22 protein-coding genes and 2 pseudogenes are annotated in these 23,199 nt (G+C 60.3%); 10 read left to right on the top strand and 14 right to left on the bottom strand.

Annotated features, from left to right (window positions below; all coding sequences use genetic code 11):
• Nucleotides 1-26 precede the first annotated feature (26 nt).
• Nucleotides 27-491, top strand: coding sequence for a CopD family protein (locus MCB86_RS09425; RefSeq protein ID WP_239610711.1), 465 nt, complete (start codon nucleotides 27-29; stop codon nucleotides 489-491).
• A 65-nt stretch (nucleotides 492-556) separates the two neighbouring features.
• Here MCB86_RS09425 and MCB86_RS09430 read toward each other — a convergent pair.
• Nucleotides 557-913 (bottom strand): annotated as a pseudogene (locus tag MCB86_RS09430) (OmpA family protein); the annotation flags it as partial.
• Nucleotides 914-1,366: 453 nt separating this feature from the next.
• On the opposite strand from MCB86_RS09430, the gene MCB86_RS09435 reads away from it, so the two are divergent.
• Entirely contained in the window at nucleotides 1,367-1,864 is a 498-nt protein-coding gene (locus MCB86_RS09435; RefSeq protein WP_239610712.1) for a DUF6231 family protein, read from the top strand.
• Between the two features lie 4 nt (nucleotides 1,865-1,868).
• On the top strand, nucleotides 1,869-2,357 hold the full coding sequence (locus tag MCB86_RS09440) for a YchJ family protein (RefSeq protein ID WP_045161266.1): 489 nt from the start codon (nucleotides 1,869-1,871) through the stop codon (nucleotides 2,355-2,357).
• 73 nt (nucleotides 2,358-2,430) lie between these two features.
• On the opposite strand, the gene fpr is transcribed toward MCB86_RS09440, so the two are convergent.
• Nucleotides 2,431-3,207, bottom strand: coding sequence for a ferredoxin-NADP reductase (fpr, locus tag MCB86_RS09445; protein ID WP_045161265.1), 777 nt, complete (start codon nucleotides 3,205-3,207; stop codon nucleotides 2,431-2,433).
• 114 nt (nucleotides 3,208-3,321) lie between these two features.
• Between fpr and MCB86_RS09450 the strand changes: the two genes are divergently transcribed.
• Entirely contained in the window at nucleotides 3,322-4,248 is a 927-nt protein-coding gene (locus tag MCB86_RS09450; protein ID WP_239610713.1) for a LysR family transcriptional regulator, read from the top strand.
• A gap of 77 nt (nucleotides 4,249-4,325) precedes the next feature.
• Here MCB86_RS09450 and erdR read toward each other — a convergent pair whose 3' ends face one another.
• A complete protein-coding gene (gene erdR, locus MCB86_RS09455; protein ID WP_045161264.1) occupies nucleotides 4,326-4,976 on the bottom strand; it encodes a response regulator transcription factor ErdR in 651 nt (216 codons plus the stop codon).
• Nucleotides 4,977-5,204: 228 nt separating this feature from the next.
• Here erdR and MCB86_RS09460 point away from each other — a divergent pair, with 228 nt between their 5' ends.
• Nucleotides 5,205-6,128 (top strand): DMT family transporter, encoded by a 924-nt coding sequence (locus MCB86_RS09460; protein WP_239610714.1) that lies wholly within the window; start codon nucleotides 5,205-5,207, stop codon nucleotides 6,126-6,128.
• Between the two features lie 13 nt (nucleotides 6,129-6,141).
• On the opposite strand, the gene MCB86_RS09465 is transcribed toward MCB86_RS09460, so the two are convergent.
• On the bottom strand, nucleotides 6,142-6,858 hold the full coding sequence (locus tag MCB86_RS09465) for a tRNA-uridine aminocarboxypropyltransferase (protein ID WP_239610715.1): 717 nt from the start codon (nucleotides 6,856-6,858) through the stop codon (nucleotides 6,142-6,144).
• 119 nt (nucleotides 6,859-6,977) lie between these two features.
• Here MCB86_RS09465 and MCB86_RS09470 point away from each other — a divergent pair, with 119 nt between their 5' ends.
• Entirely contained in the window at nucleotides 6,978-7,370 is a 393-nt protein-coding gene (locus MCB86_RS09470) for a PA3611 family quorum-sensing-regulated virulence factor (RefSeq protein ID WP_045161259.1), read from the top strand.
• Between the two features lie 50 nt (nucleotides 7,371-7,420).
• Here the strand turns inward: MCB86_RS09470 and MCB86_RS09475 are convergent, their stop codons facing one another.
• Nucleotides 7,421-9,826 carry a xylulose 5-phosphate 3-epimerase gene (locus MCB86_RS09475; protein ID WP_239610716.1) on the bottom strand — a complete coding sequence of 802 codons (2,406 nt, stop codon included), beginning with the start codon at nucleotides 9,824-9,826 and terminating at the stop codon, nucleotides 7,421-7,423.
• A 130-nt stretch (nucleotides 9,827-9,956) separates the two neighbouring features.
• Here MCB86_RS09475 and MCB86_RS09480 point away from each other — a divergent pair, with 130 nt between their 5' ends.
• Nucleotides 9,957-11,366, top strand: coding sequence for an MBL fold metallo-hydrolase (locus MCB86_RS09480; protein ID WP_239610717.1), 1,410 nt, complete (start codon nucleotides 9,957-9,959; stop codon nucleotides 11,364-11,366).
• Nucleotides 11,367-11,617: 251 nt separating this feature from the next.
• The gene (locus tag MCB86_RS09485) at nucleotides 11,618-12,700 is read left to right on the top strand and encodes an LOG family protein (protein WP_239610718.1); all 1,083 of its coding nucleotides are present in this window, start codon (nucleotides 11,618-11,620) and stop codon (nucleotides 12,698-12,700) included.
• Between the two features lie 57 nt (nucleotides 12,701-12,757).
• Here the strand turns inward: MCB86_RS09485 and recX are convergent, their stop codons facing one another.
• From recX to MCB86_RS09505, 4 genes and pseudogenes are all read right to left on the bottom strand, one after another.
• Complete coding sequence (gene recX / locus MCB86_RS09490) at nucleotides 12,758-13,225, bottom strand: recombination regulator RecX (protein WP_045161255.1); 468 nt, start codon at nucleotides 13,223-13,225, stop codon at nucleotides 12,758-12,760.
• 5 nt (nucleotides 13,226-13,230) lie between these two features.
• Nucleotides 13,231-14,274 (bottom strand): recombinase RecA, encoded by a 1,044-nt coding sequence (gene recA, locus MCB86_RS09495; protein ID WP_045161254.1) that lies wholly within the window; start codon nucleotides 14,272-14,274, stop codon nucleotides 13,231-13,233.
• Between the two features lie 84 nt (nucleotides 14,275-14,358).
• Nucleotides 14,359-14,859 carry a CinA family protein gene (locus tag MCB86_RS09500; RefSeq protein WP_239610719.1) on the bottom strand — a complete coding sequence of 167 codons (501 nt, stop codon included), beginning with the start codon at nucleotides 14,857-14,859 and terminating at the stop codon, nucleotides 14,359-14,361.
• A gap of 134 nt (nucleotides 14,860-14,993) precedes the next feature.
• A pseudogene (locus tag MCB86_RS09505) lies at nucleotides 14,994-15,417 on the bottom strand (potassium channel family protein).
• Between the two features lie 271 nt (nucleotides 15,418-15,688).
• On the opposite strand from MCB86_RS09505, the gene mutS reads away from it, so the two are divergent.
• Complete coding sequence (gene mutS / locus MCB86_RS09510; protein ID WP_239610720.1) at nucleotides 15,689-18,262, top strand: DNA mismatch repair protein MutS; 2,574 nt, start codon at nucleotides 15,689-15,691, stop codon at nucleotides 18,260-18,262.
• A 132-nt stretch (nucleotides 18,263-18,394) separates the two neighbouring features.
• Nucleotides 18,395-18,718, top strand: a complete 324-nt coding sequence (gene fdxA, locus MCB86_RS09515) for a ferredoxin FdxA (protein WP_021206625.1) — start codon at nucleotides 18,395-18,397, stop codon at nucleotides 18,716-18,718.
• A gap of 58 nt (nucleotides 18,719-18,776) precedes the next feature.
• Here fdxA and MCB86_RS09520 read toward each other — a convergent pair whose 3' ends face one another.
• The 5 genes from MCB86_RS09520 to MCB86_RS09540 form a co-directional block, all read right to left on the bottom strand.
• Nucleotides 18,777-18,968 (bottom strand): CsbD family protein, encoded by a 192-nt coding sequence (locus MCB86_RS09520; RefSeq protein ID WP_045161250.1) that lies wholly within the window; start codon nucleotides 18,966-18,968, stop codon nucleotides 18,777-18,779.
• Nucleotides 18,969-19,080: 112 nt separating this feature from the next.
• On the bottom strand, nucleotides 19,081-20,073 hold the full coding sequence (locus tag MCB86_RS09525) for a lysylphosphatidylglycerol synthase transmembrane domain-containing protein (RefSeq protein ID WP_045161249.1): 993 nt from the start codon (nucleotides 20,071-20,073) through the stop codon (nucleotides 19,081-19,083).
• Complete coding sequence (locus tag MCB86_RS09530) at nucleotides 20,070-20,834, bottom strand: polysaccharide deacetylase family protein (protein WP_045161248.1); 765 nt, start codon at nucleotides 20,832-20,834, stop codon at nucleotides 20,070-20,072. The genes MCB86_RS09525 and MCB86_RS09530 overlap by 4 nt, the downstream gene beginning before the upstream one ends.
• Nucleotides 20,827-21,942: a glycosyltransferase family 1 protein gene (locus tag MCB86_RS09535; protein WP_239610721.1), complete on the bottom strand. Its 1,116-nt coding sequence runs from the start codon at nucleotides 21,940-21,942 to the stop codon at nucleotides 20,827-20,829. Before MCB86_RS09535 ends, MCB86_RS09530 begins: the two co-directional genes overlap by 8 nt.
• A gap of 190 nt (nucleotides 21,943-22,132) precedes the next feature.
• A complete protein-coding gene (locus tag MCB86_RS09540; RefSeq protein ID WP_045161246.1) occupies nucleotides 22,133-23,008 on the bottom strand; it encodes a YihY/virulence factor BrkB family protein in 876 nt (291 codons plus the stop codon).
• Nucleotides 23,009-23,199: the final 191 nt, after the last annotated feature.

The following is a 23,199-nucleotide window of genomic DNA, read 5'->3' on the forward strand; positions in this document are numbered from 1 at the left end:
TCTTCAATCGCCACCGGAGATTTCCCATGACCGCCTTCGCTCTGCCCTATTCACTCCATGTCCTGGCCGCCGTGATTTGGGTCGGCGGCATGTTCTTCGCCTGGATGGTGCTACGCCCCGCCGCCGTCTCCGAGCTGCAGGCACCCGAACGACTTAAACTCTGGGCCGAGGTGTTTCGCCGTTTCTTCAAATGGGTCTGGGTCACGGTGTTGATATTGCCGATCAGCGGTATCGGCATGTGGCACATGCGCTTCGACGGTCTGAATGCGGCGCCCCGCTATGTACACATCATGACCGGAATATTTTTGGTGATGCTGGCGCTTTTCCTGCGCATTCAGCTGCTGCAGTTGCCTGAGCTCAAGCGCGCAATCGCCGCGCAGAATTGGCCGGAAGGCGGCGCAGCGCTAGGGAAGATCCGCCGACTCGTGGGTATCAATCTGTTGCTGGGACTGTTGGTCGTAGCGCTGGCCAGTGCTCGCCCTCTGTTCTGACCAAGGAGGATCGGCAGCGCAAAAAAAGCCGGGCTAAAAAGCCCGGCTTTCGTTTCAGCATCCCATCATGGACGCGCTTCAACCTCGGCTTCTACACGGCGGTTGATGGCGCGGCCTTCATCCGTCGAGTTGTCTGCAACCGGACGGGACTCGCCGTAGCCGACCGAGTCGACACGGCTTGCTTCCAGGCCGTACTGATTGACCAGCACATCACGCACGGCATTGGCACGACGCTCGGATAGACGCTGGTTGTATGCATCGGTACCCACCGAGTCGGTGTGTCCTTCAACCACAGTCGACGTCTGCCCGTATTGCTTCATGAAGTCTGCCAGATCCTTGATATCGGCCATGCTGTCCTGTTTGACCTCCGCACGATCGAAGTCAAACTTGACGTCTAGCTCGACGCGAACAGGCTCTGCCATGGGCTCGGGCTCCGGCTCGGCAACAGGGGTCGGCTCGACGGTCTCGACCATAGCGACGGTTTCCTGTTCGGTACCGTTGGCCCAGCAGTAAGCTGCTGCCATACCGCCGCCGATCAACGCGCCGTATCCAGCATAGGTACTGCTTTCTATTGCGCCCAATGCGGCGCCGCTCACGCCACCAACAGCCGCACAGGTGGGCCAATCCTGTTTCTGCACCCCTGCACAGCCGGCCAGGACGGTGGTCATCACTATCACGGGTACTGCTGTCCGTAAGCTACTCATTGGTAAAACCTCCTAGTTTGGGATCGGCCAGAGCGCCATGCGGACCGCATAAGCGGCTCCAGTAACAACGAGACTAGGACGGCACGCGCCGCCGCGCTAGTCTTTACGCTTTGACAGACCGTACGAATCGCATTTCTACGATCAATGTCACCTGATACCGAGGATCCCGGCTTGGTTGCATCCAATACATCACAAACGCCACAACAGGCATTGGCCGCCCTGCTCGAACACCATGTTCCGACACGGCTGCTGCATGTCGGCAGTAGCGATATACCAGCAGTCGATGCATTCAGCCGCAGCCATGAAAACAGCCAAATCGATCGCGCCCCAGCGGCACCGTTATCCGAACATCTGGCTGGTCGCCGATATGATTTGGCGCTTGTCGCTGATTGCCTTGAGCACCTGCCGAAGCGCGATGGTCTACAGCTGCTGGGTGGTATCCGCAACCTCAATACCAGCCGTATGGCAGTCCTAGTGGACCTTAGCGCATGCAACTGGCAAGCCACGGACTTCTTCGCACTCGCGTTGCAAATCAGCGCCCGCTTCGAACGAGACGAGCAAACCCTAACCCTCTTCACCTACGACCTGCTCGATTACAAACAGGTTCCGGATTGGCTGAACGCGAAGTTCTGGGCCAATCCGCAGATGTTCGGCAAATATTGGTGGTGAAACAATGATTAGCGATCACTCACAAAGTGGCGTGAACTGCCCATGCGGTAGTGGTGACCGACTCGGCGAGTGCTGCGGACGCTATCACGATGGCCTTCCGGCACCGAGCGCGGAACAACTCATGCGATCACGCTACAGCGCCTATGTGCTGGGGCTCATTGACTACCTCAAAGCCACCACACTGCCTGTTCAGCAAGAATCGCTGGATCTTCAATCAATGACGGAGTGGAGCGCGGCCAGTGTCTGGCTGGGGCTTGAGGTCGAAGAAAGCTTGCTGCTCGGCGGGCAGCCGGAACATGCGCTGGTCAGTTTCACTGCGCGCTGGCACGACCCGAGCGGCGAACATGCGCAACATGAGCGCTCGGCCTTCGTCCAACATGACGGTCGATGGTATTTCATCGACCCGACCGTCCCGCTCAAAGCCGGTCGTAACGATCCCTGCCCCTGCGGTAGCAACCAGAAATTCAAGAAGTGCTGCGCCGCCTATATGTAAGCGCGCAACAAACAAAAAAGCCGGCCAGCGCATCGCGCCCAGCCGGCCTTCTTTCTTTTTCCACTCCGAGCGGCTATTTCTCGACGAATGCACGCTCGATCAAGTAATGGCCCGGGTCACCCATACGCGGTGAAGCCTTGAGACCGAAGCTGTCCAGAACCTCGCTGGTCTCGGCCAGCATGCTCGGGCTTCCGCAGATCATTGCCCGGTCATCCTCGGGGTTGATCGGAGGCAGGCCAATGTCGCTGAACAGCTTGCCACTGCGCATCAGGTCAGTCAGGCGGCCTTGGTTTTCGAAGGGTTCACGCGTCACGGTCGGGTAGTAAATTAGCTTTTCTTTCAAAGCCTCGCCGAAGAATTCATTCTGCGGCAGGTGCTCGGTGATGAATTCCCGGTAAGCAACCTCGTTCACATAGCGCACACCATGAATCAGCACGACCTTTTCGAAACGCTCGTAGGTTTCCGGATCCTGAATTACGCTCATGAACGGTGCCAGACCGGTCCCGGTGCTCAACAAATAGAGGTGCTTGGCGGGCAGCAAATCGTCCAGCACCAGCGTACCGGTAGGCTTGCGGCTGATCATCAGCGAGTCACCTTCCTTGAGATGCTGCAGGCGTGATGTCAGCGGGCCATCCGGGACCTTGATGCTGAAAAACTCAAGATGCTCTTCGTAATTGGGGCTGGCGATGCTGTAGGCACGCATCAGAGGCCGGCCTTCCACTTCCAGGCCGATCATCACGAATTGGCCATTTTCAAAGCGAAGCCCCGGATTACGGGTAGTTTTGAAACTGAACAACGTGTCGTTCCAGTGATGCACACTGAGGACTCGCTCGACGTTCAGGTTGCTCATGTACGGATTCCCCTTCTCGCGCGCGATGGGCGCTTCGATATTTACGAGAGTCTACCGGCATCGTTAATATCCGTTAAACGAATATTAATGATATGGCTTATCGGTTATATAGATATGCATTTTACGCTGCGCCAGTTGCAAGTGTTCGTCTCCATCGCCCGCCAGGAGAGCGTGTCCCGCGCTGCGCAGAGCCTGGCTTTATCCCAGTCGGCTACCAGCACTTCACTGGCTGAACTGGAGCGTCAGTCCGGCTGCCAGTTATTCGATCGTGCCGGCAAGCGCCTGTGGCTGAATGCCCTGGGCCGACAACTGCTCCCGCAAGCCGTGAGCCTGCTCGATCAGGCCAAGGCCATCGAAGATTTGCTGGCCGGCAAGACCGGCTTCGGTTCGCTCAATGTCGGCGCAACGCTGACGATCGGCAATTATCTCGCCACGCTACTGATCGGCAGTTTCATGCAACGCCATCCTGAGTGCCGAGTGAAGCTGCACGTGCAGAACACTGCACATATTGTCCAGCAGGTCGCGCAGCATGAACTTGATCTGGGTCTGATCGAAGGCGATTGCCAGCACCCGGATATTGAGGTGCTACCTTGGGTCGAGGATGAATTGGTGGTGTTCTGCGCGCCGCAACATGCGTTGGCCGAACGCGCCGAAGTGAGCCTGGACGAGCTTTCTCGAGAAGCCTGGATCCTTCGCGAACAAGGCTCGGGGACGCGCCTGACATTCGACCATGCTATGCGCCATCATCCAGCCAAATTGAACATCCGGCTCGAACTGGAGCATACCGAGGCGATCAAGCGCGCCGTTGAGTCCGGATTGGGTATCGGCTGTATTTCCCGTTTGGCATTACGTGACGCGTTTCGCCGGGGCAGCGTGGTTGCCGTGGAGACACCCGAGTTGGATCTGGCCCGGCAGTTCTATTTCATCTGGCATTCATCGAAGTACCAGACCGCAGCGATGCGCGAATTCGTCGAACAATGCCGGGCGCTGACCGCAGGGATTCGACGCAGTGACGAAATCGTGCTGCCAACCATAGCCTGATGATCGCGAAGCGGCGGCTTCGCTCCGCTGAAATGGCTGGTCGATACAGTCTCCGAACCCGTATCGGCACGTCTGTGTCAGCTGCCTGGAATCGAGCCCATCTGTTGCAGAAGCAGGGCTGCCTGGGTCCGGGTGCGGACGCCCAACTTGCGAAAGATCGCAGTGACATGGGCTTTGATGGTCGCTTCGGAAACGCCGAGCTCGTAGGCGATCTGCTTGTTCAGCAAGCCGTCGCAGACCATGGTCAGAACCCGGAACTGCTGCGGCGTGAGACTGGCGAGCCCCTCGCTGGCCGCCTTGGCTTCGGGACTGACATACGCGACATCCTGGATGTTGGCGGGCCACCAGACGTCGCCGTCGAGTACGACCTGCACCGCTTCCTGGATGGTTTCCAGCGAGCTGGATTTGGGAATGAAGCCACTGGCACCGAACTCGCGGGAGCGGGCCACTACCGCAGCATCTTCCTGGGCAGAAATCATCACCACCGGCAATTGCGGATACTGCCCCCGGAGCAGCACCAGCCCGGAAAAGCCATAAGCGCCCGGCATGTTCAGATCCAGCAAGACCAGGTCCCAATCCGAGGTTCGGGTCAATTGAGCTTCCAGTTCGGCAATGCTCGCCGCTTCTGACAATCGCACACCGTCACCTAAGCCAAGCGTTAACGCTTGCTGAAGGGCACTGCGAAACAGAGGGTGATCGTCGGCGATAAGGATTTCGTAAGCAGCCATGGCGGACCTATAGTTTTTATTTGGCGCTTTCGCCGACCGGATCGGTATCAGGTCGACAAGAACCCGGAATATTGCTCGGGATTGACCGCGTGATGATATCGCGCCACCACTCGAAATTCGATCATCGTTCCGCATTTAATCAAGCGTTCAGGAGCCCAGAGCGGTGCAGTTGTGGCCAAGCGCATCGGATTGAGGCAAAGTTCGCGGCTTTCCCACAAGAGCCCGAACATGCGTAACCAAGCCCTTCGCGCCGATTTCCTGATGCTCATAACGGCCATGATCTGGGGAAGTGCTTTTGTCGCACAGCGGGTCGGGATGGATAACATCGGCCCGTTTCTATTCACCGGCCTTCGCTTCGCACTGGGTGCGATCGTGCTGCTGCCTTTGCTGCTGCACCAGGGCCGCGGCGCCGCTCGGCATGAGCCGTTCTTTCAGCGAAGCTTGCTGCTGGGCGGTCTAAGCATGGGGCTAGCACTCACGTTGGGCATCAATCTGCAACAGGTCGGCCTGCTCTTCACCAGTGTCACCAACTCCGGTTTCATCACCGGTCTATATGTCATCGTCGTGCCATTGCTGGGGCTGGTCATAGGCCAGAAAACCGGGTTGGGTACCTGGTTGGGTGCGACTCTGGCAGTGGCGGGTATGGCCCTGCTCAGCGTCGACGAAAACTTTCAAGTCGCTTCCGGTGATTGGATACAGCTGGCCGGTGCATTCGTTTGGGGCGTCCACGTGTTGCTGGTGAGTTTCTTCGTCAGCCGTCACGACGCTATCCGCCTGGCTTTTTTGCAGTTCGCCACCTGCGCCGTCGTCAGTCTTGCGCTAGCGGCCGTCTTCGAGCGTTCCAGTCTGGAGAGTGTCTGGCTGGCGGCACCGGCACTGATTTACGGCGGGCTGTTTGCGGGCGGCGTGGGTTATACGCTGCAGGTCGTGGCACAGAAGCACGCGATTGCCTCGCATGCAGCCATCATCCTTTCGCTCGAGGCGGTATTCGCAGCCATGGCCGGCGCCCTGTTCCTCGATGAAAGCCTCAGTTTGCGTGGTTACTTCGGCTGCGCACTGATGTTCGTTGGCATGCTCGCCGCGCAGCTCTGGCCGCGCAAGGCAATGCCGGCGACGACCGATAACGGAATTCCGCAAACGGCCAGGCACTGACTACACTGGCCGATCAGCGCTGTCTGAACGCAGTCAGCGCTCGGTGAGTAACATCACCCGAGTCGGGTGTACGGTGATGTTTGGCAGCCAGATAGTGATCGGTGAAGGCGTCGAGCCAAGCGTCCAGCGCGCCTGCGGCCTGGTCATCACCTGCTAGCCCCAGGCACAACGCAGCAACCTCAGCGGTGCACAGGTGCTCGTTGCGTGTCGAGCGGCGCAGGCGATAGCGTGACGATACGTCGACCTGCAGACTCAGCACTGGTAAACGATTCAGATAGGGACTCTTGCGAAACATCTTGCGCGCTTCGGTCCAGGTCGCATCGAGCAGGATGAACAGCGGACGCTTGTCCGTCGACAGCTCGACGCCGGAAACCACCCGCTCGGGTTCGGCATATTCGCCAGGAAACACCACCAACGGCTGATATCGAGGATCAGCCAGCAATTTCAGCAAGGCCGGTTCCACGCCCGTCCGCTGCCAGGTGAAAGCGTGGGTATCGGCCACGATGTCGGCGATCAGCCAGCCGGTGTTGCTCGGCTTCAACGGCTCGATGTCGTGCATGATCAGGCACATTGCGCTGTCCGCCGCTACGTGCGGAAGCCATTCGCAGAGACAATGACTGCCGGCAACGCGGCAACGGGCGCAGCGAGGTGTACGCGACCCCCGCGCGATAAAGGGCTTGGCGCTACGGGCCAGGCGCGCATCGCGTAAACGGGCTACTGCATGTGGCATGGGAGTCTTTCGATCGATTCAAGTGGAGCGGCAGTTTATCAGCCCGACCGGAATCCATGCGCCGCTGAACCGTGTCGACAGACACCGGTCGAACGACGGCAGTTACCAGGAGATTTCTCATGCACCGTCTGACCACCCTATTCACGCTTTGCCTCGCCCTGCCCTTCGCCCATGCCGCCTCGGCACAGGACCAGGCACTGGGCCAACTGCTCGATAAGGTTGCCCGCGAAAGTAGCGTAGGCACGCCGCGTGCGATCAATTCCGACCTTCTCGACGAGGGCTACAGTGTCGACGGCAACGAACTGGTCAACCACCTGAGCGTCCAACCGCGCCACGCCGCGCAGATGCGCGACAATCCAAAGCAGGTTCGCACCCAGCTAGCAGCGAGCGTCTGCAACAATGACGGCCTGCGTCAACTGATGAGCCAGGGTGCGGTGCTGCGCTTCGAGTTCAGCGAATACCAGAGCAAGAAGCCGATCACTACCGAACGGTACCGCTCCAGCGATTGCTGATGCCCTCACCTGCCGAGGGCAACAGCAATCGCCGCCCTCGGCAACCCCGTCTAGCGTAAAACTCGCGGGTCGCCCTTACCGGCCACCGCGGCAGCCTCGTCCGGTTTGAGCAGGGCGGTTCGCGGTACGTCGAGCAATCGCGCACAAGCGGCCAATACGTTGGCCCAGGACGCCCGGTTGGCGAACTGCATGCCCTCCGTGTCCAGCGTACCGCCGCGATTGCGATAGCCCAGCACGGAGTTTCGCCGCGCGTCCGGCAGTATGGGCCAGAGATGGCCGCGCGCGACCTCTGGCCGCATGTGGGTGAGCATTACCCGCAACTCCATTCGTTCAGGAAAGAGTCGCTCGGTCACGCCATCTGCTGCAAGCCCATCAATTTCCCAACGATCGCGCGGGGCCCTGAAACGTCCGGGCTCCTGCAGATAGATCAGCCGATAAGCAACGTCCGCTTCCTTCAGGCGCGCCGCTGCACGCTGCATTTCGGTCAGCTGATAGCTGCCGTTGGCTATTAGCAGAATGGCATCGCCGCCGGCCTGCTCGTCGACGATGATCGCTCCGTCCTTTGCCAGCTGCTCGGCCTGCGCCTGATTGAATACCGCCGGGCGCTCACGCTTGGGCATGACCAGACAGGCCAAGTTGCCGCGCGCACGATAGATCGACGGCAGCAACGCCAAAGCACTGTTATGGTCCGCGGGGAACAGCACCCTGACCATATCGCTCATTTCCCCCAACAGCGCCTCGCAGAAACTGGTGTCCTGGTGCGATTGCTGATTCTTGCCGTTCTCCCAGGTATGGGAAGTGGCAATCAACGGCCAGCCGAGCCAGCCTGCCGGACGTCCCACTTCCTTCTGCTGACGCGCGAAGATCAGCGTCTGGCGCACCGCGCCGAGCATCTTCACGCAAAAGGCTTCGTAACTTGCAACTAGGTTCAACCCGCCCTGGTTGGCCAGGCATGCGGAAACCACCGCCTCCTCATTCAGAGCGGTAATGATCTTCCCGTCCACGGCCTCAAGCTCACTCTCCGGATCGATCACACGATGCTTGAGCGCTTGAAGCACGCCACCGAGGCGGTTGCTCGCAAGTTCATCCGGATTACCTACACGGGGACGCAACGACGGGTTGGCGCGGGTGAGCGCGACGAAGAAGTCATCCACCGCTGCCATTGGCGAGCAGGCGTTCCCCTGGTAATTGAGCGGTGGTATCACCGGCTCGGCGGGGCGTCGCAGGGCCAGAGCACTATCCCCCTCCGCCGGACGCCCCTGCCGGGATTGCCGCAGCAGGTCACGAGCGGACTCGAGTTCGTCCTGCGGCACGAAAAGCGGCGCAACGTGGGTATTGAACAGCTCGCGCGAGGAGTCGTCGAAACGCGGATTGCCCGGCAGCGGCAGGTTGTGCGCGGCATTGCTCGCAGCCCCATAGAAGCCGAACCCCTTGACCGTCTCAGCGATGCCATAAGGAATCGGCAACGGGTAGCTGAGCAACCCACGCGCCTTTTCCTCTACGCGCCGGGCCAGGCGCTGCTCCATCTCCCAAAGCATACAAACGAAGGCCGCTGGATCACGCCCGTCGAAGGGAATCGGATCGAAACCGCAACGGCTCAGGTGCTGACGAAACCCTTCCAGTCCTTCATGTGTGCCGAGCTGGGTTCGCTGTTCGATGCGCCGGCCATTTGCAATCATGATTGGCAACGCCATACCGCAATCCTCGGCGCGCCACCAGCGCGGAATCCAGTCACTGCCGCGCTGCTCCTCGGCCGCGCCATCGGACAGAAAGGCCACCAGCGTCTCGCCCGGAAGCGGCATATGGGCGTACTGCAGCTCCGCGAAGCCAAGGTACCCCCCTTCGGCAATGCCGCCGCCGGTATGCGCGTTAACGTGACTACCCAGCGGCGCGGACGGGCTGCCATCCGCCGCCAGGTGATAACCATAGAAATCTTCGAGCAAGCGATTGATGCCAGCCTCGCCCTCACCGTAGGCCCGAGCTTGCTCAGGCTGCATATTATCGGTGAGCAGGTTCAACGCTTCGATCGCTGCGACACAATGGCCTTGCCCCATCAGCCAGGAACGGGTGCTACCGGTCAGAGCATTCAACCCGAGGTAGCCGGCGTAGGCCGGAACCATATTCAGCGAGCCGCCGGTATGCCCCTCTGGTGATGATTTGAAATCCTCGGCATCCAGCGCCGAGCCATCGAGCCGGGCACGACGCGCATATGTCATGTGCACGACCAGCCATAACCCTGCCGAGCCGAGCCGATCGACTGCCTGCAACAAGCGACAGACACTGGCGAGATCCGGCTGCAGATGCGCCTGGACCAACTGATGGGCCAGGCGGAATACGGCGGCTTGGGGTTCCAAGGCATGCTCGATGACACCATAGCCGGTTCTCCAGCGAGCGAATTCCGACTGGATTTCGGCGTGGCGATCCAGCTCGGCGAGACTGGGCAGTAGCTGATTCATGGAGCGCTCCGTTGAGTGGCGGTGCCGATAGTCTAGTCAGCGGCTGCGGGGCCATCGCTGATGTACATCAAGATGGCCAAGCGGATTGACGGGCATGCTGATCAAAACCGTACACAGAGGAAGGGTTCTCATGGCTTTGCTCAGTTTTCTCGGCGCTATTCGGCAGGTCACCGGATCCTGCTATCTGATCGAAACCCACGCAGGCGCGCGCGTGATGCTCGACTGCGGGATGCACCAAGGGCGACACGAGGAAGAAGACAGCAATCGAGCGGGATTCACCTTCGATCCGGCTACCCTCGATGCGGTGGTGCTGTCCCACGCGCATATCGACCACAGCGGCTTGCTGCCCAAACTGGTGGCGGCGGGCTTCAAGGGACCCATTCACGCCACTGACGCGACCTGCAAGCTGGTCGAACTCATGTTGCTCGATTCGGCCAATATCCAGGAGAAAGACGCCGAGTGGGAAAACAAGTGGCGCGCGCGCCTGGGTAAACCTCCGATCAAGCCTCTTTACACTCGAGTCGATACCGAACGCATGCTGGCGCAGCGTGAACCGCATGCCTATGGCGAAACCTTCGAAGCCGCACCCGGCCTCAGCGTGACCTTGTTCGACGCGGGGCATATCCTCGGCTCGGCTATCGTCCAGGTCGACGTGGAGGACTTTGGTCGCAGGCGCCGCCTGGTATTCTCTGGCGACCTGGGTAATGCCTGCTCACCACTGATGCACGCGCCGACCCCGCTGAGCGAAGCCGATGTGGTGCTTATGGAATCCACCTACGGCGACCGCGACCATCGTGACCATGAGACAACCATCGAGGAGCTGGCCAACATTCTTCAGCAGGCCCACCGCGACGGCGGCAACGTATTGATGCCGTCCTTCGCCGTTGGCCGGACTCAAGATCTCATCTATTACCTCGGCCTTCTCTATCAGCGGGGTCGAGTACCGCAGCAGACGGTGTTTCTGGACAGCCCGATGGCCATCGGCGCGAACGCTGTCTATTCACTCTTTCATAAGCAGCTCGATATTGATGCCGCGCCCACCGAGATACTCGGCGGCGGGCAGATACAGCGTATCGAGAAATGGCTGCCGATATTCCGGGCCACGCCGACGCCCGAAGAATCAATGGCCATCAACCGCTTCAAGAGTGGCGCGATCATCATCGCCGGCAGCGGCATGTGTACCGGCGGGCGGATTCTCCATCACTTCAAGCACAACCTCTGGCGTAAGGAATGCCATGTGGTTATCCCCGGGTTCCAGGCTCGCGGCACACTCGGCCGCGCCATCGTCGATGGTGCCGAGACCGTCAAGCTGATGCATCAGCGGATCGCGGTCAAAGCTCAGGTGCATACGCTCGGCGGTTTTTCAGCGCATGCAGGGCAATCGCAACTGATCGAATGGGCGAGCCATTTTCAGGCTCGCCCGGAGCTTTATCTCGTGCACGGTGAGCTGGAAAAGATGCGAGCCCTGCAGCAAGCGCTGGACGACCGCCTCGACTGGAAGGCTAACATTCCGGAACCCGGTGATCGCATCGCCCTCTGATCCAGACAATCTTGCGTTAGCCATGCGATAACCGAGAAGCCGCTCCCGGGTTCACGGTTCAGCATCGACGGCCGAAAGCGCGCGCTATTGGTGATGGACGGCTGCTAGGCTTGCGATAGGTGCCGCACGGCTCGTCGTGCGACACCATTCACGCCATTTCTGGACCGCTGGCACACGCTTACACACGGGCAGCACCTTGCGCAGGGCGGCACCACACAGAGCCGCAAGTTTCAATACAAGGGAGACGTAGTATGCCTTTCGACCCGGACGATTACCTTTCGCGGCATTTCAAGACCAGCGGTGCAGAACTGTCGAAAAAGCTCGATGAGCTGGTGGAACTGGTCGTCCCACCCAACAGCCAGAACCTCCCTCTCTACCGTGAAATGCTGGTCACCGTCATGCGTATGGCTCAGGCCGATCGAAGTCGCTGGGATGCCAAGATTCTGCTGCAGACCATGCGTGAGATGGAACACGCATTCAGCCGACTCGACCAGTTCAAACGCCGCCGCAAGGTCACGGTCTTCGGCTCGGCGCGAACACCCATCGAGCACCCGTTATACGCGCTAGCACGAGAACTCGGGGAAACGCTGGCGCGCTATGACCTGATGGTCATTACCGGCGCTGGCGGCGGCATCATGGCGGCGGCGCATGAAGGCGCCGGTACGGACAACAGCCTCGGACTGAACATCACCTTGCCCTTTGAACAGCACGCCAACCCGACGGTAGACGGCACCGACCATCTGTTGTCGTTCCATTTCTTCTTTGTGCGCAAGCTGTTCTTCATCAAGGAGGCCGATGCACTGGTGCTTTGTCCGGGCGGTTTCGGCACGCTGGACGAAACACTGGAGGTGCTGACACTGATACAGACCGGCAAGAGCCCGCTGGTACCGGTGGTGCTGCTGGACGAGCCCGACGGCTCATTCTGGAAAGACGCGTTGAGCTTCATTCATCGCCAGCTAGAGGAAAACCGCTACATCCTGCCCACGGACATGCGCCTGATGCGGCTGGTCGATAACGCCGAAGATGCCGCCGCAGAGATCGATAGGTTCTATAGCAACTTCCACTCGAGCCGCTGGATAAAAGAAAGCTTCGTCATGCGCATGAACCATATGCTGACCGATGCCGCATTGGAGTTCTTGGATAGCGAATTCGCCGATTTGCGCCTCAAAGGCCACTTCGAGCAGCAAACTTGCTGCGAGATGGAGCTGGACGAGCCGGAGCTGCAGCAATTGCCACGGCTGAGCTTCGTGTTCAACGGCCGCGACCATGGTCGTCTGCGCGAGCTGACCGATTTCATCAATGAACCGCAGAACTGGGTGGGCGCGGGGAGCTGAACCGGGCCGGTGCAGCTATCGGATTAGCTAAAGGAGAGAAGCGGCCGACGAAGTGCCTCAGTCGTCGGCTGAGTTACCCCGTAACAGCCGGCTTATCAGGTCCAACGGGTAACCCCGGTAACTGAGGAAACGGCCCTGCCGCGCTCTTTCCCGCTGATCGCTCGGCAATTCGCCAGCAAATTTGCGCCTCCAGACGTCCTGCAGCTGCGCACTCCAATCGAAACCGCTATCACGCAGGGCCTGTTCGATGTCCTCACGGGACAAGCCGCGCTGGGACAGCTCCTCACGGATGCGCAAGGGACCGTAACCCGCATTGGCGCGCATGCGTACGAAACTCTCTAAATAGCGTGCTTCGCTGAGCAGGCCTTCCTCAGCCAGCCGATCCAGCGCCGGCTCGATGAGCTCTACAGGCGCGCCGCGTGAGCGCAACTTGCGGCTCAGTTCGATGCGACCATGCTCACGGCGGGCCAGGAGATCCATGGCAGCCCGCCGCACCGCGGCGGGGCTATCGAGCACAACAGGCATGCAGATCAGAGATCAGCTTCGGCCAGATCTTCTGCAACCGGGTTGGCTTTGGTATTCGGCGCCACCACCAACAGCTTGTCGCGAATCTGCTGCTCGATTTCGCGGCCGATTTCGGGGTTCTCTTCCAGGAACTTGGCCGCGTTGGCCTTGCCTTGACCGATCTTGTTGCCCTTGTAGGCATACCAGGCGCCGGACTTCTCGACCAGGCCTTGTTGCACACCAAGGTCGATGACCTCGCCGTTGCGGTAGATACCCTTGCCGTAGAGAATCTGGAACTCGGCCTGACGGAACGGGGGCGCCACCTTGTTCTTGACGACCTTGACGCGGGTTTCGCTGCCGACCACTTCGTCACCTTCCTTCACCGCACCGGTACGACGAATGTCGAGACGAACCGAGGCGTAGAACTTCAGCGCGTTACCGCCTGTGGTGGTTTCCGGGCTACCGAACATCACGCCGATCTTCATGCGGATCTGGTTGATGAAGATCACCAGGCAATTGGCGTTCTTGATGTTACCGGTGATCTTGCGCAGCGCCTGGGACATCAGACGCGCCTGCAGCCCCACATGGGTATCACCCATCTCGCCTTCGATTTCCGCCTTGGGTACCAGGGCAGCTACAGAGTCGACGATGATCACGTCGACCGCATTGGAGCGCACCAGCATGTCGGTAATCTCAAGCGCCTGCTCGCCAGTATCCGGCTGCGAGACCAGCAGGTCGTCGACATTGACACCGAGCTTGCCGGCGTAATCGGGGTCGAGCGCATGCTCGGCATCGACGAAGGCGCAAGTCGCCCCCATCTTCTGCGCTTCGGCAATGACCGACAGCGTCAGAGTGGTCTTACCGGAAGATTCCGGTCCATAGATTTCGACGATTCGCCCTTTCGGCAGACCACCGATGCCCAGCGCAATATCCAGGCCCAGCGAGCCGGTGGAGATGGAAGGAATAGCCTGACGATCGTGATCGCCCATGCGCATGACCGCGCCTTTACCGAACTGCTTTTCGATCTGGCCCAAGGCAGCAGCCAAGGCGCGCTTCTTGTTCTCGTCCATTACAATCCTCACTTGATCAAGAGGGCCAGAGGCCACAACAACTGTATAAGTAGACAGTATTAGAGCATAGGCAAAATGATGCGCCTAGCCCTGAAGCGGATTTTCTCCCGCCGTGAGCCTGATCAATCCGACGAGCGCGGCCTCCACGCTCTGCTCGCGTACGGCCTGCCGGTCGCCGTCAAACTGGAAGCGCCGGGCAACGACCTGCTCGCCCGCCGCCCAGGCGAGCCACACCGTGCCAACCGGCTTCTCCGGCGAGCCCCCGCCTGGCCCGGCGACACCGCTCACCGCGACACCATAATGTGCCTCGCTGGCATGCTGCGCGCCACGGACCATGGCCTCGACGACTTCCCGACTGACGGCACCCACCTGCCTGAACAACTCGGGCGGCACTCCCAACAGACGGGTTTTCTGCGCATTGGAGTAGGTCACGAAGCCCGCTTCAAACCAGGCCGAGCTGCCGGCAATGCGGGTGATGGCTTCGGCGATACCGCCGCCGGTGCAGGATTCGGCAGTGGTCACCTGTGCAGACTGCGCGTCTAGCGCAGCGCCCAGCCTCGCAGCCAGATCGGTCAAAGATGCCATGAGTGCTCCGACAGCGGATTCGAAATGCGTACATTAACAGGCCTCGCCGAGCGATGATCCATCCCGCCGTCATCACAACAGCCAGGCCTCGGCGCAGCGCCAGATGGCAGTGCCTCGGCGGCGCATTCGGAAGCTCACCTGTTACCCCAGTGCCGTTGCATCTCAAGAAACAGGAACGAAGCAGTCCAGGTAATCAGCACCAACCCGTCAGCGCCTCGACCCCGGTCAGAAACCTGACCGGCCCAACCGGGTGGATATCGTCGAAGCCAAGGGTGGTGACGGTCGTGAAGGAAAAATAGACGCAGTCCATCAGACCACCGCCGAACTGTCCCAAAAGTTCGCCCCATCCAGACGCGCAATGCACGAAGAAGTAGGCGAACGCGAATATCCACACTTCCACCGTATGCGCCGCTATCGCGCCGCATACGCCAAAAACGACGCCGATTCGAATATTGAAGCGCGGCTCGACTCGGCGAACCGACAGACACGACAGAAACTCGTAATGCACACCACGACTGTCACGACGATAAGGAGGTTCACCAGCGAGACGACCATCAAATTGGGTGCCGAATCCAGTGCTTGCGTCAGTTCTGTCATGTGCTCGATCCAGCAACTTTGACATGGCGGAGGTGCGGCCCCTCTGCTGTCAGCAGTAGAACCCAGCCAAAGCAATCAGAGAAGTGCCGCATCGGTACGTCGGCAGCCCATGCTAACCTTGCCGGTTTGATCCAGCCGGCACAATCAGGGTTGCCAGCCGATGGTCGCAACAGTTGCCGAGACGCGCAGACAACGGCCTCCACTTCTGCATCCACTTCAAGTATCGAGCTATATGTCGTCACAAGACCTGTCCCACCACACCCCGATGATGCAGCAATACTGGAAGCTCAAGCGTGAGCATCCAGACCAGTTGATGTTCTACCGCATGGGCGACTTCTACGAGCTCTTCTACGAAGACGCCAAGAAGGCCGCGAAACTGCTGGACATCACCCTCACCGCCCGAGGCCAGTCCGGCGGCAATGCGATCCCCATGGCAGGGATCCCTTTCCACTCTGCTGAAGGCTACCTTGGCCGCCTGGTCAAGCTGGGCGAGTCGGTGGTGATCTGCGAGCAGATTGGCGACCCCGCGACCAGCAAGGGGCCGGTGGAACGTCAGGTGGTACGCATCATCACGCCAGGCACCGTCAGCGACGAAGCGCTGCTCGACGAGCACCGTGACAATCTGCTGGCCGCGGTGGTCGGCGACGAAAAACTGTTCGGGCTATCGGTCCTGGACATCACCAGCGGCCGCTTCAGCGTGCAGGAATTCAGCGGCTGGGAAACCCTGCTGGCAGAGGTGGAGCGCCTGAATCCCGCCGAGCTGATGATTCCGGACGACTGGCCCACCAACCTGCCGGTGGAAAAACGCCGTGGCGTGCGCCGGCGCGCGCCTTGGGATTTCGACCGCGACAGCGCGTTCAAGGGCCTATGCCAGCAGTTCGGGACTCAGGATCTGAAAGGATTCGGCTGCGAAAAGCTGACCCTGGCCATCGGCGCCGCCGGTTGCCTGCTGACCTACGCCAAGGAAACCCAGCGAACAGCTCTGCACCATTTGCGCAGCCTGCGCCATGAACGTCTCGACGATACCGTGATCCTGGACGGCGCGACCCGACGCAACCTGGAGCTGGACATCAATCTTGGTGGCGGACGCGACAACACCCTGCAGTCGGTCGTCGACCGCTGCCAGACCGCTATGGGCAGTCGTCTGCTCAGCCGCTGGCTGAACCGCCCGTTGCGCGATCGCAGTGTGCTTGAAGCCCGCCAGGACTCGATCACCTGCCTGCTCGAGCATTACCGCTTCGAACAGATACAGCCGCAGCTCAAGGAAATCGGCGATCTAGAGCGCATTCTCGCGCGAATCGGCCTACGCAACGCCCGCCCGCGTGACTTGGCGCGCCTGCGCGATGCCCTGGCCGCCTTGCCACAGTTGCAGGACGGTATGCGGGAGTTGGTAGCGCCGCACCTTACCGCGCTGGCCGCCACCATCCGCACCTATCCCGAACTGGCCGAGCTGCTGGCCAAGGCGATCATCGATAACCCACCGGCGGTCATCCGCGACGGCGGCGTGCTGAAAACCGGCTACGACGCCGAGCTGGACGAGTTGCAATCGTTATCCGAAAACGCCGGCCAGTATCTGATGGATCTGGAAGTCCGCGAGAAGGCCCGAACGGGGCTGGCCAATCTCAAGGTTGGGTACAACCGCGTGCACGGCTACTTCATCGAGTTGCCGAGCAAGCAGGCCGAATCGGCACCGGCCGATTACATCCGCCGGCAGACGCTCAAGGGCGCCGAACGTTTCATCACCCCGGAACTGAAGGAATTCGAAGACAAGGCGCTGTCGGCCAAGAGCAGAGCCCTGGCACGGGAAAAACAGCTCTATGAGGAACTGCTCGAGCGGCTCATCGGCCACCTGGCACCGCTACAGGAAAGCGCCGCGGCGTTGGCTGAGCTCGACGTCCTGAGCAACCTGGCCGAACGCGCCCTGACGCTTGACCTCAATCGCCCACGCTTCGTCGAGCACCCTTGTCTGCAGATCGAGCAAGGCCGCCATCCGGTCGTCGAGCAAGTGTTGCAGACGCCCTTCGTTGCCAACGATCTCGAGCTGGATGATGACACTCGCATGCTGATCATCACCGGACCGAACATGGGTGGTAAGTCCACCTACATGCGCCAGACCGCGCTGATCGTCCTGCTCGCCCAGATCGGCAGCTTCGTCCCGGCAAAGACCTGCGAGCTGTCGCTGGTCGACCGCATATTCACCCGTATCGGTTCTTCGGACGATCTGGCCGGCGGTCGCTCGACCTTCATGGTGGAGATGAGCGAGACCGCCAATATCCTGCACAACGCCAGCGACCGCAGCCTGGTTCTAATGGACGAGGTCGGTCGCGGCACCAGCACCTTCGACGGCCTGTCTCTGGCCTGGGCGGCGGCCGAGCATCTGGCGCACTTACGTGCCTTCACGCTGTTCGCGACTCATTATTTCGAACTGACGGTGCTACCGGAAAGCCAACCGGTCGTGGCCAACGTGCATCTGTCTGCCACCGAGCACAACGAGCGCATCGTCTTTCTCCACCACGTTCTGCCGGGGCCGGCCAGCCAGAGTTACGGCCTGGCAGTGGCGCAGCTGGCGGGCGTTCCAGGCAGCGTGATCCAACGCGCACGCGACCATCTGTCGCGGCTGGAAACCACCAGCTTGCCCCACGAAACGCCGAAAATAGCCGCTGGCCAGCCCGCACCACCGATGCAGAACGACCTGTTCGCAAGCCTGCCGCACCCAGTGGTCGAAGAATTGGGGCGAATCAAACCCGATGATATGACTCCGCGTCAGGCGCTGGACCTGCTATACAACCTGAAAGCGCGTGTCTGACGGCTGCGAAAAAGCTGCTAGAATCGCGCGCATTTTTTGGATATGTGCGGCATTTGCCTGGTGTCGCCATAGCCCTGCCGAACGGGGGCGTCATTGCAACGCCACCTGACACGCCCGAGGAGATAGCTAGAAATGACCTTCGTCGTCACCGACAACTGCATCAAGTGCAAATACACCGACTGTGTGGAAGTCTGCCCGGTCGACTGCTTCTACGAAGGCCCGAATTTTCTGGTCATTCATCCGGATGAGTGCATCGACTGCGCACTCTGCGAGCCGGAATGCCCGGCTCAGGCGATCTTCTCTGAAGACGAAGTGCCCGACGATCAGCAGGAGTTCATCGAACTGAACGCCGACCTGGCGGAAGTCTGGCCGAACATCACCGAGAAAAAAGACGCCCTGCCAGACGCCGAAGAGTGGGACGGCGTGAAGGATAAACTCCAGCATCTGGAGCGCTGATACGCTCGCCGAAACAAAAAAATGCCCGCTGATGCGGGCATTTTTCATAAGCCGTCGATCAGGCGCGATCGATGCCTTTCTTCAAGGTGTCCTTAGCTTCGCCCTTGACCTGCTGCGCATCGCCTTTGATCTCTTGGCGCTGGCCTTCATTCTTCATGCGCTCATTGTCGGTTGCTTCACCAAGGCCTTGCTTCGCCTTGCCGGCGGCTTCGTTGAGGTTGCCTTTCATCTTGTCTTCGGTACTGCTCATGGCATATTCCTCTTTCTTCATGGGTGTCGTTAAGTGGACCGGGACGGTGGCCGGATAGTTTCGATTTTCCAAGAACGGTACCGACAACCGGCCTTCCAAAGCGGCCGCATGCTCAACCGTTACGCGCTTTCACCAAGCGGTTGAATAAAGGCCGACCCGCCAGGTGCAAGAACAGCGGCGCACCCGCGATCAGATAGAAGTAATAGGTCACGAAGCGCCAGATGAGGATCGCTGCCGCGGCTGTGGACTTGCCCACCAGCGGTGCAAGCAACGCCGCCGAAGCCAATTCGGCACCACCGGCGCCACCCGGCAACAGACTCAGCTGGCCGGCGGTCAATGCCAGCAATTGGACGATGAACGTCCAGGCCCAGGCGAGCTGGCTACCCAGCCCCTGCAAGGTGAGATACAACACGCTGTAGCGCAGCAACCAATGCAGCGTGGTCAGGATGAATACCCCCAACAAGATCGTCCGGGGCAGCCGGAAGCACTCCAGCAAAGCATTACGGAAACTCAGCACCTTCCTGGCCCAGGTACGCTTGCGCGATGCCCCCACGCCGAGCCGACCGACCAGCCAGCCATTCAGCAAAAAGACCTGACGGTGAAAACGTCCAAGCAACGCCAGCAGTACCATCAGGCCGATTAGCAACGCTGCACTGAAGCCGAGCAGGCTGGCGATGTAAGCATTCAGCGAATGGGTCACCGCATAGATCAGCACCCCCACCAGGGCGCACGCGAAGAACAGCAGGTCGGTCAGTTGTTCGACTGCATAGGTTGCCGTGCCCTTCGCGGGTGTAACGCCCTGCCGACGCAACAAGGCCATCATCGTCAGCGGCCCGCCCGCACCGCCCGGTGTCGCGCAGATCGCGAATTCGGTAGCAATGACGACACCCAGGGCGCGGCGCTGCCCAATCCGCCGTCTGCCCACCAGCAAGCGCAGACGTAACGCATTGAGGTACCAGCCGAGCAGAATCATCCCGAGCATGCTCAGCAATAACCACGGCGGAAAGCCCAACAACCGCTCGAACAGCCCGCTTCCCCCTAACAACAGCGGGATCAGCGCCGCAACCAGCAATGCCCCCAGCAGCAGCCACCAACGGCCGCTCATGCCGCAACGCTCGGCGCCAGCGCATGGTGATTCAACCAATCGATCTTGGTCCGCGGATGCCGACCGTCTTCCATCAGCCGAATTAACAGGTCCAGCCAGTAACCACGCGAAAAATCATGCCGCATATCCACCGGATGCAACCCCAGACGTAGCACCGGTGCCTGCCGATGACGATTGAGCATCTGTTCGCTGACCACTCGAGAGATACCGCGACGCCAAGCGCTGCGCGCGCTCCAGACCAGGCCCGGCGCATCCAAGGGGGCGTAATCGGGCAACAGGTAAAAGTGCCCAGGGTCGCTGGTATAGGTCAATCCGGTGGTCGCTAGCGCGCGTCGCGCGCCCGGCCCAAGCAACCAGGCCGGTGCCACGAAGCCGTACAACGGCCATTGCAGCCGTGCGAACAACTCGATGCCTCGCTGCAGCCGTCGCGCCGCTTCGGCTTCGTCGAGCGGATAGAATTCGCCCTCGTGAGTGAACACACGACGCATGAACCAGTCCCGCGGCGCGCGAGGCGGCGGTGCTTCGTCGGCATGATGGTAGCCGTGCAATACCAGCTCATCACCGCGCACCAGCCGGCCGTCGAGCATGCGACAGAACTCGGGATGATCGTCGAGCCGATTGCGCCGATGAAAATCCGGCACCACCAGCCAGGAAATCGGGATGTCGCCCAGCGCGTCGACCGCCTGCACGAAAGGCTGATAGTCCAGCCATGTTTCAGGCGCTACATCGTGCAGCACCAGCATCAGACTGCGCTCAGCCATGCACGGCAACCGGCAGATCGGCTGTACCCAACACGGCGTGATAGTGCGCAAGCAGTCCCGCGACCACGGCGTCCCACGCGTGATGCGCCTCGACATGCTGGCGGGCTTGCAGTCCCAGCAGCCTGGGATCGTCTTCGAACAGCTCCTGCACTGTCTGCGCCATCGCCTGGGCATCCAGGGGGCGGCACAGGCGACCGGTATGAAACGGCACCAATTCGGGCAGCGCACCGGCTCGCGCCGCAATCACTGGAATACCGCTGGCCATGGCTTCCAGCGCGACCAGGCCGAAGGTTTCCTGATTGCCGGCATGCAACAGCACATCGCAGCTGGCCATGTAGCGCGCGACGTCCGATGCTGGACAGAAGCGATCGATCACCGAAACGTTGGCCGGCACGCGGTGGGGCATGCTCGATCCCACCAGCAGCAGATGATAGTGCTTACCGAGCAGACGGGCGGTTTCCAGCAGGACATCGATATTCTTCTCCCTCGAGCCGCGCCCAGCGAAGATCATCAGCCGCGCATCGTCTTCTAACCCCAGCTCCTGGCGTAGCCCGGGATCGCGGCGATCCGGGCGAAAGGTTTCCAGATCGACACCTAGCGGCTGCACGTAGACATTGCCGACACCCAGCTGCCGCAGCTTTTCCGCCATGACCCGGCTGGGCGCCAACACCCGGTCGAAACTGCTGTACAGCCGTGAGACATAACCATTCATGTTGGTGCCGAGCCAGCCGCCGATACGATTGCTGACCAGTAGGGGCAGGTCGGAGTGATAGAAACCGATCACCGGAACATCGAGGCGTCGCCCAGCATCCAGAGCCGCCCAGGCTGTCATGTATGGATCACCCACCTCAATGACATCGGGACGCAGCGCGCGCAGCTGATTACGCCACGGCGCACGTCGGACCGGGAAGCGATAGCCCTTGCCGAAAGGCAGCGCCAGCGCAGGTATCTGGTAAATGCCGCCGTCATGGCTGTAGCTGTCTCCCGGCACCAGAATGCTGTGACGGACCCCCGAATACAGCTGCAAGCGGCGGTGTTTGGCTTCGAGGTAGGTACGCACCCCACCACTGGCGGGTGCGTAAAACATGGTCATGTCGGCGATATGCAAAATGGAGCGTCTCCGTGAGGTCTCGATGCAGAGCCGTCGAAGGCGAAGGCCGACGGAGATTTAATCGCCACCCCATCGGGTCAACGTCAGGTCTCGCCCGAAAGATTCTGCAATGAAATCAATGGACCACCGGCCTAGGCGGTTGTTCGCCGGCACGCTCAGCTAGTCGATAAATACCGCTCGGCTGGTTTCAGCCATCGACGCGCTTGTCCCCCTGCTCCTTACCTTCGGATGATGCATGTTCGATGACTGCGTTCATTTCCGCGCCGAACAGCAGTACCGCCGCCGAAATATAAAAATAGAGCAACAGCACGATCACCGCCCCGATGCTGCCGTAGGTGGCGTCGTAGTTGCCGAAGTTCTGCACGTAGATGCCGAAACCCACCGAGGCGGCAATCCAGACGATCACCGACAGCACCGAACCGGGCGTGATGAAGCGAAACTCCTGCTCCACGTCCGGCGTGACGTAGTACAGCAAGGCCACCACCAGCATCATCAGGATCACGACGACTGGCCAACGAAGCCACGTCCACAGCGTCACGACTATTTCCTTCAGCCCCACCTGATCGGCCAGCCATTCCATCACCTGCGGGCCGGTCACCATCAAACCCGCCGTCGCGAGCAGAATCAGTGCCAGTCCGATGGTGTAGGCAACCGCCAGCAGCATCAGCTTCCAGGTCGGGCGTCCCTCTTCGACGTCGTACGCCTTGTTCATGGCGTTCATCAGCGAGCGAACACCGATCGACGCGGACCACAGCGCAACGAGGATCCCCACCGATAACAGACCGCTCTTCTGTGCCTGCATTTGGTCGATCACCGGATTGACCAGATTCAGTGCATCAGGTGGCAACACCAGCGACACCTGTTCCCGTAGCCAGATGAAGAAGGTCTGCAGATCGAGCATGCCCAACATGGCGATCAGAAACAGCAAGAAGGGGAACAACGAAAAGATCGCTCGATAGGCTAACGCCGACGCGTAAGTCGTCATGTCGTCATTGCTGAACTCCTTGAAGGTGCGTTTCAGCAATTCGAAACTGCCGATGCCGCGCGTATCCAGCAATGCCATTGCGTTTCCCCCGAACCATCAAAATTAGGCCATCAAAAAATGGGACGACCAGCTGCAACAAGAGTTCGCTGCCGGTCGCCCCGACCGTCGTCGGTGGCCTGTTGCAGGCTGTTGAGCAGACGTCTACGACGTTGTGAACGGCTCGCCATCCCCTGAACGGACGAACAGCATTCATCCCAACGACGACTTCG

This window comes from Pseudomonas sp. KSR10, from assembly GCF_022355455.1.
Classification (GTDB): domain Bacteria; phylum Pseudomonadota; class Gammaproteobacteria; order Pseudomonadales; family Pseudomonadaceae; genus Stutzerimonas; species Stutzerimonas stutzeri_E.

Bases quoted from the DNA above. Each gene is read 5' to 3' on its own strand.
- erdR (WP_045161264.1), bottom strand. From the start codon at position 4,976: ATGGCTGCTTACGAAATCCTTATCGCCGACGATCACCCTCTGTTTCGC.
- MCB86_RS09460 (WP_239610714.1), top strand. From the start codon at position 5,205: ATGCGTAACCAAGCCCTTCGCGCCGATTTCCTGATGCTCATAACGGCC.
- fdxA (WP_021206625.1), top strand. From the start codon at position 18,395: ATGACCTTCGTCGTCACCGACAACTGCATCAAGTGCAAATACACCGAC.
- MCB86_RS09440 (WP_045161266.1), top strand. From the start codon at position 1,869: ATGATTAGCGATCACTCACAAAGTGGCGTGAACTGCCCATGCGGTAGT.
- MCB86_RS09425 (WP_239610711.1), top strand. From the start codon at position 27: ATGACCGCCTTCGCTCTGCCCTATTCACTCCATGTCCTGGCCGCCGTG.
- MCB86_RS09520 (WP_045161250.1), bottom strand. From the start codon at position 18,968: ATGAGCAGTACCGAAGACAAGATGAAAGGCAACCTCAACGAAGCCGCC.
- MCB86_RS09470 (WP_045161259.1), top strand. From the start codon at position 6,978: ATGCACCGTCTGACCACCCTATTCACGCTTTGCCTCGCCCTGCCCTTC.
- MCB86_RS09475 (WP_239610716.1), bottom strand. From the start codon at position 9,826: ATGAATCAGCTACTGCCCAGTCTCGCCGAGCTGGATCGCCACGCCGAA.
- MCB86_RS09530 (WP_045161248.1), bottom strand. From the start codon at position 20,834: ATGGCTGAGCGCAGTCTGATGCTGGTGCTGCACGATGTAGCGCCTGAA.
- fpr (WP_045161265.1), bottom strand. From the start codon at position 3,207: ATGAGCAACCTGAACGTCGAGCGAGTCCTCAGTGTGCATCACTGGAAC.
- MCB86_RS09540 (WP_045161246.1), bottom strand. From the start codon at position 23,008: ATGGCATTGCTGGATACGCGCGGCATCGGCAGTTTCGAATTGCTGAAA.
- MCB86_RS09465 (WP_239610715.1), bottom strand. From the start codon at position 6,858: ATGCCACATGCAGTAGCCCGTTTACGCGATGCGCGCCTGGCCCGTAGC.
- MCB86_RS09525 (WP_045161249.1), bottom strand. From the start codon at position 20,073: ATGAGCGGCCGTTGGTGGCTGCTGCTGGGGGCATTGCTGGTTGCGGCG.
- MCB86_RS09450 (WP_239610713.1), top strand. From the start codon at position 3,322: ATGCATTTTACGCTGCGCCAGTTGCAAGTGTTCGTCTCCATCGCCCGC.
- MCB86_RS09500 (WP_239610719.1), bottom strand. From the start codon at position 14,859: ATGGCATCTTTGACCGATCTGGCTGCGAGGCTGGGCGCTGCGCTAGAC.
- MCB86_RS09480 (WP_239610717.1), top strand. From the start codon at position 9,957: ATGGCTTTGCTCAGTTTTCTCGGCGCTATTCGGCAGGTCACCGGATCC.
- recA (WP_045161254.1), bottom strand. From the start codon at position 14,274: ATGGACGAGAACAAGAAGCGCGCCTTGGCTGCTGCCTTGGGCCAGATC.
- mutS (WP_239610720.1), top strand. From the start codon at position 15,689: ATGTCGTCACAAGACCTGTCCCACCACACCCCGATGATGCAGCAATAC.
- MCB86_RS09485 (WP_239610718.1), top strand. From the start codon at position 11,618: ATGCCTTTCGACCCGGACGATTACCTTTCGCGGCATTTCAAGACCAGC.
- recX (WP_045161255.1), bottom strand. From the start codon at position 13,225: ATGCCTGTTGTGCTCGATAGCCCCGCCGCGGTGCGGCGGGCTGCCATG.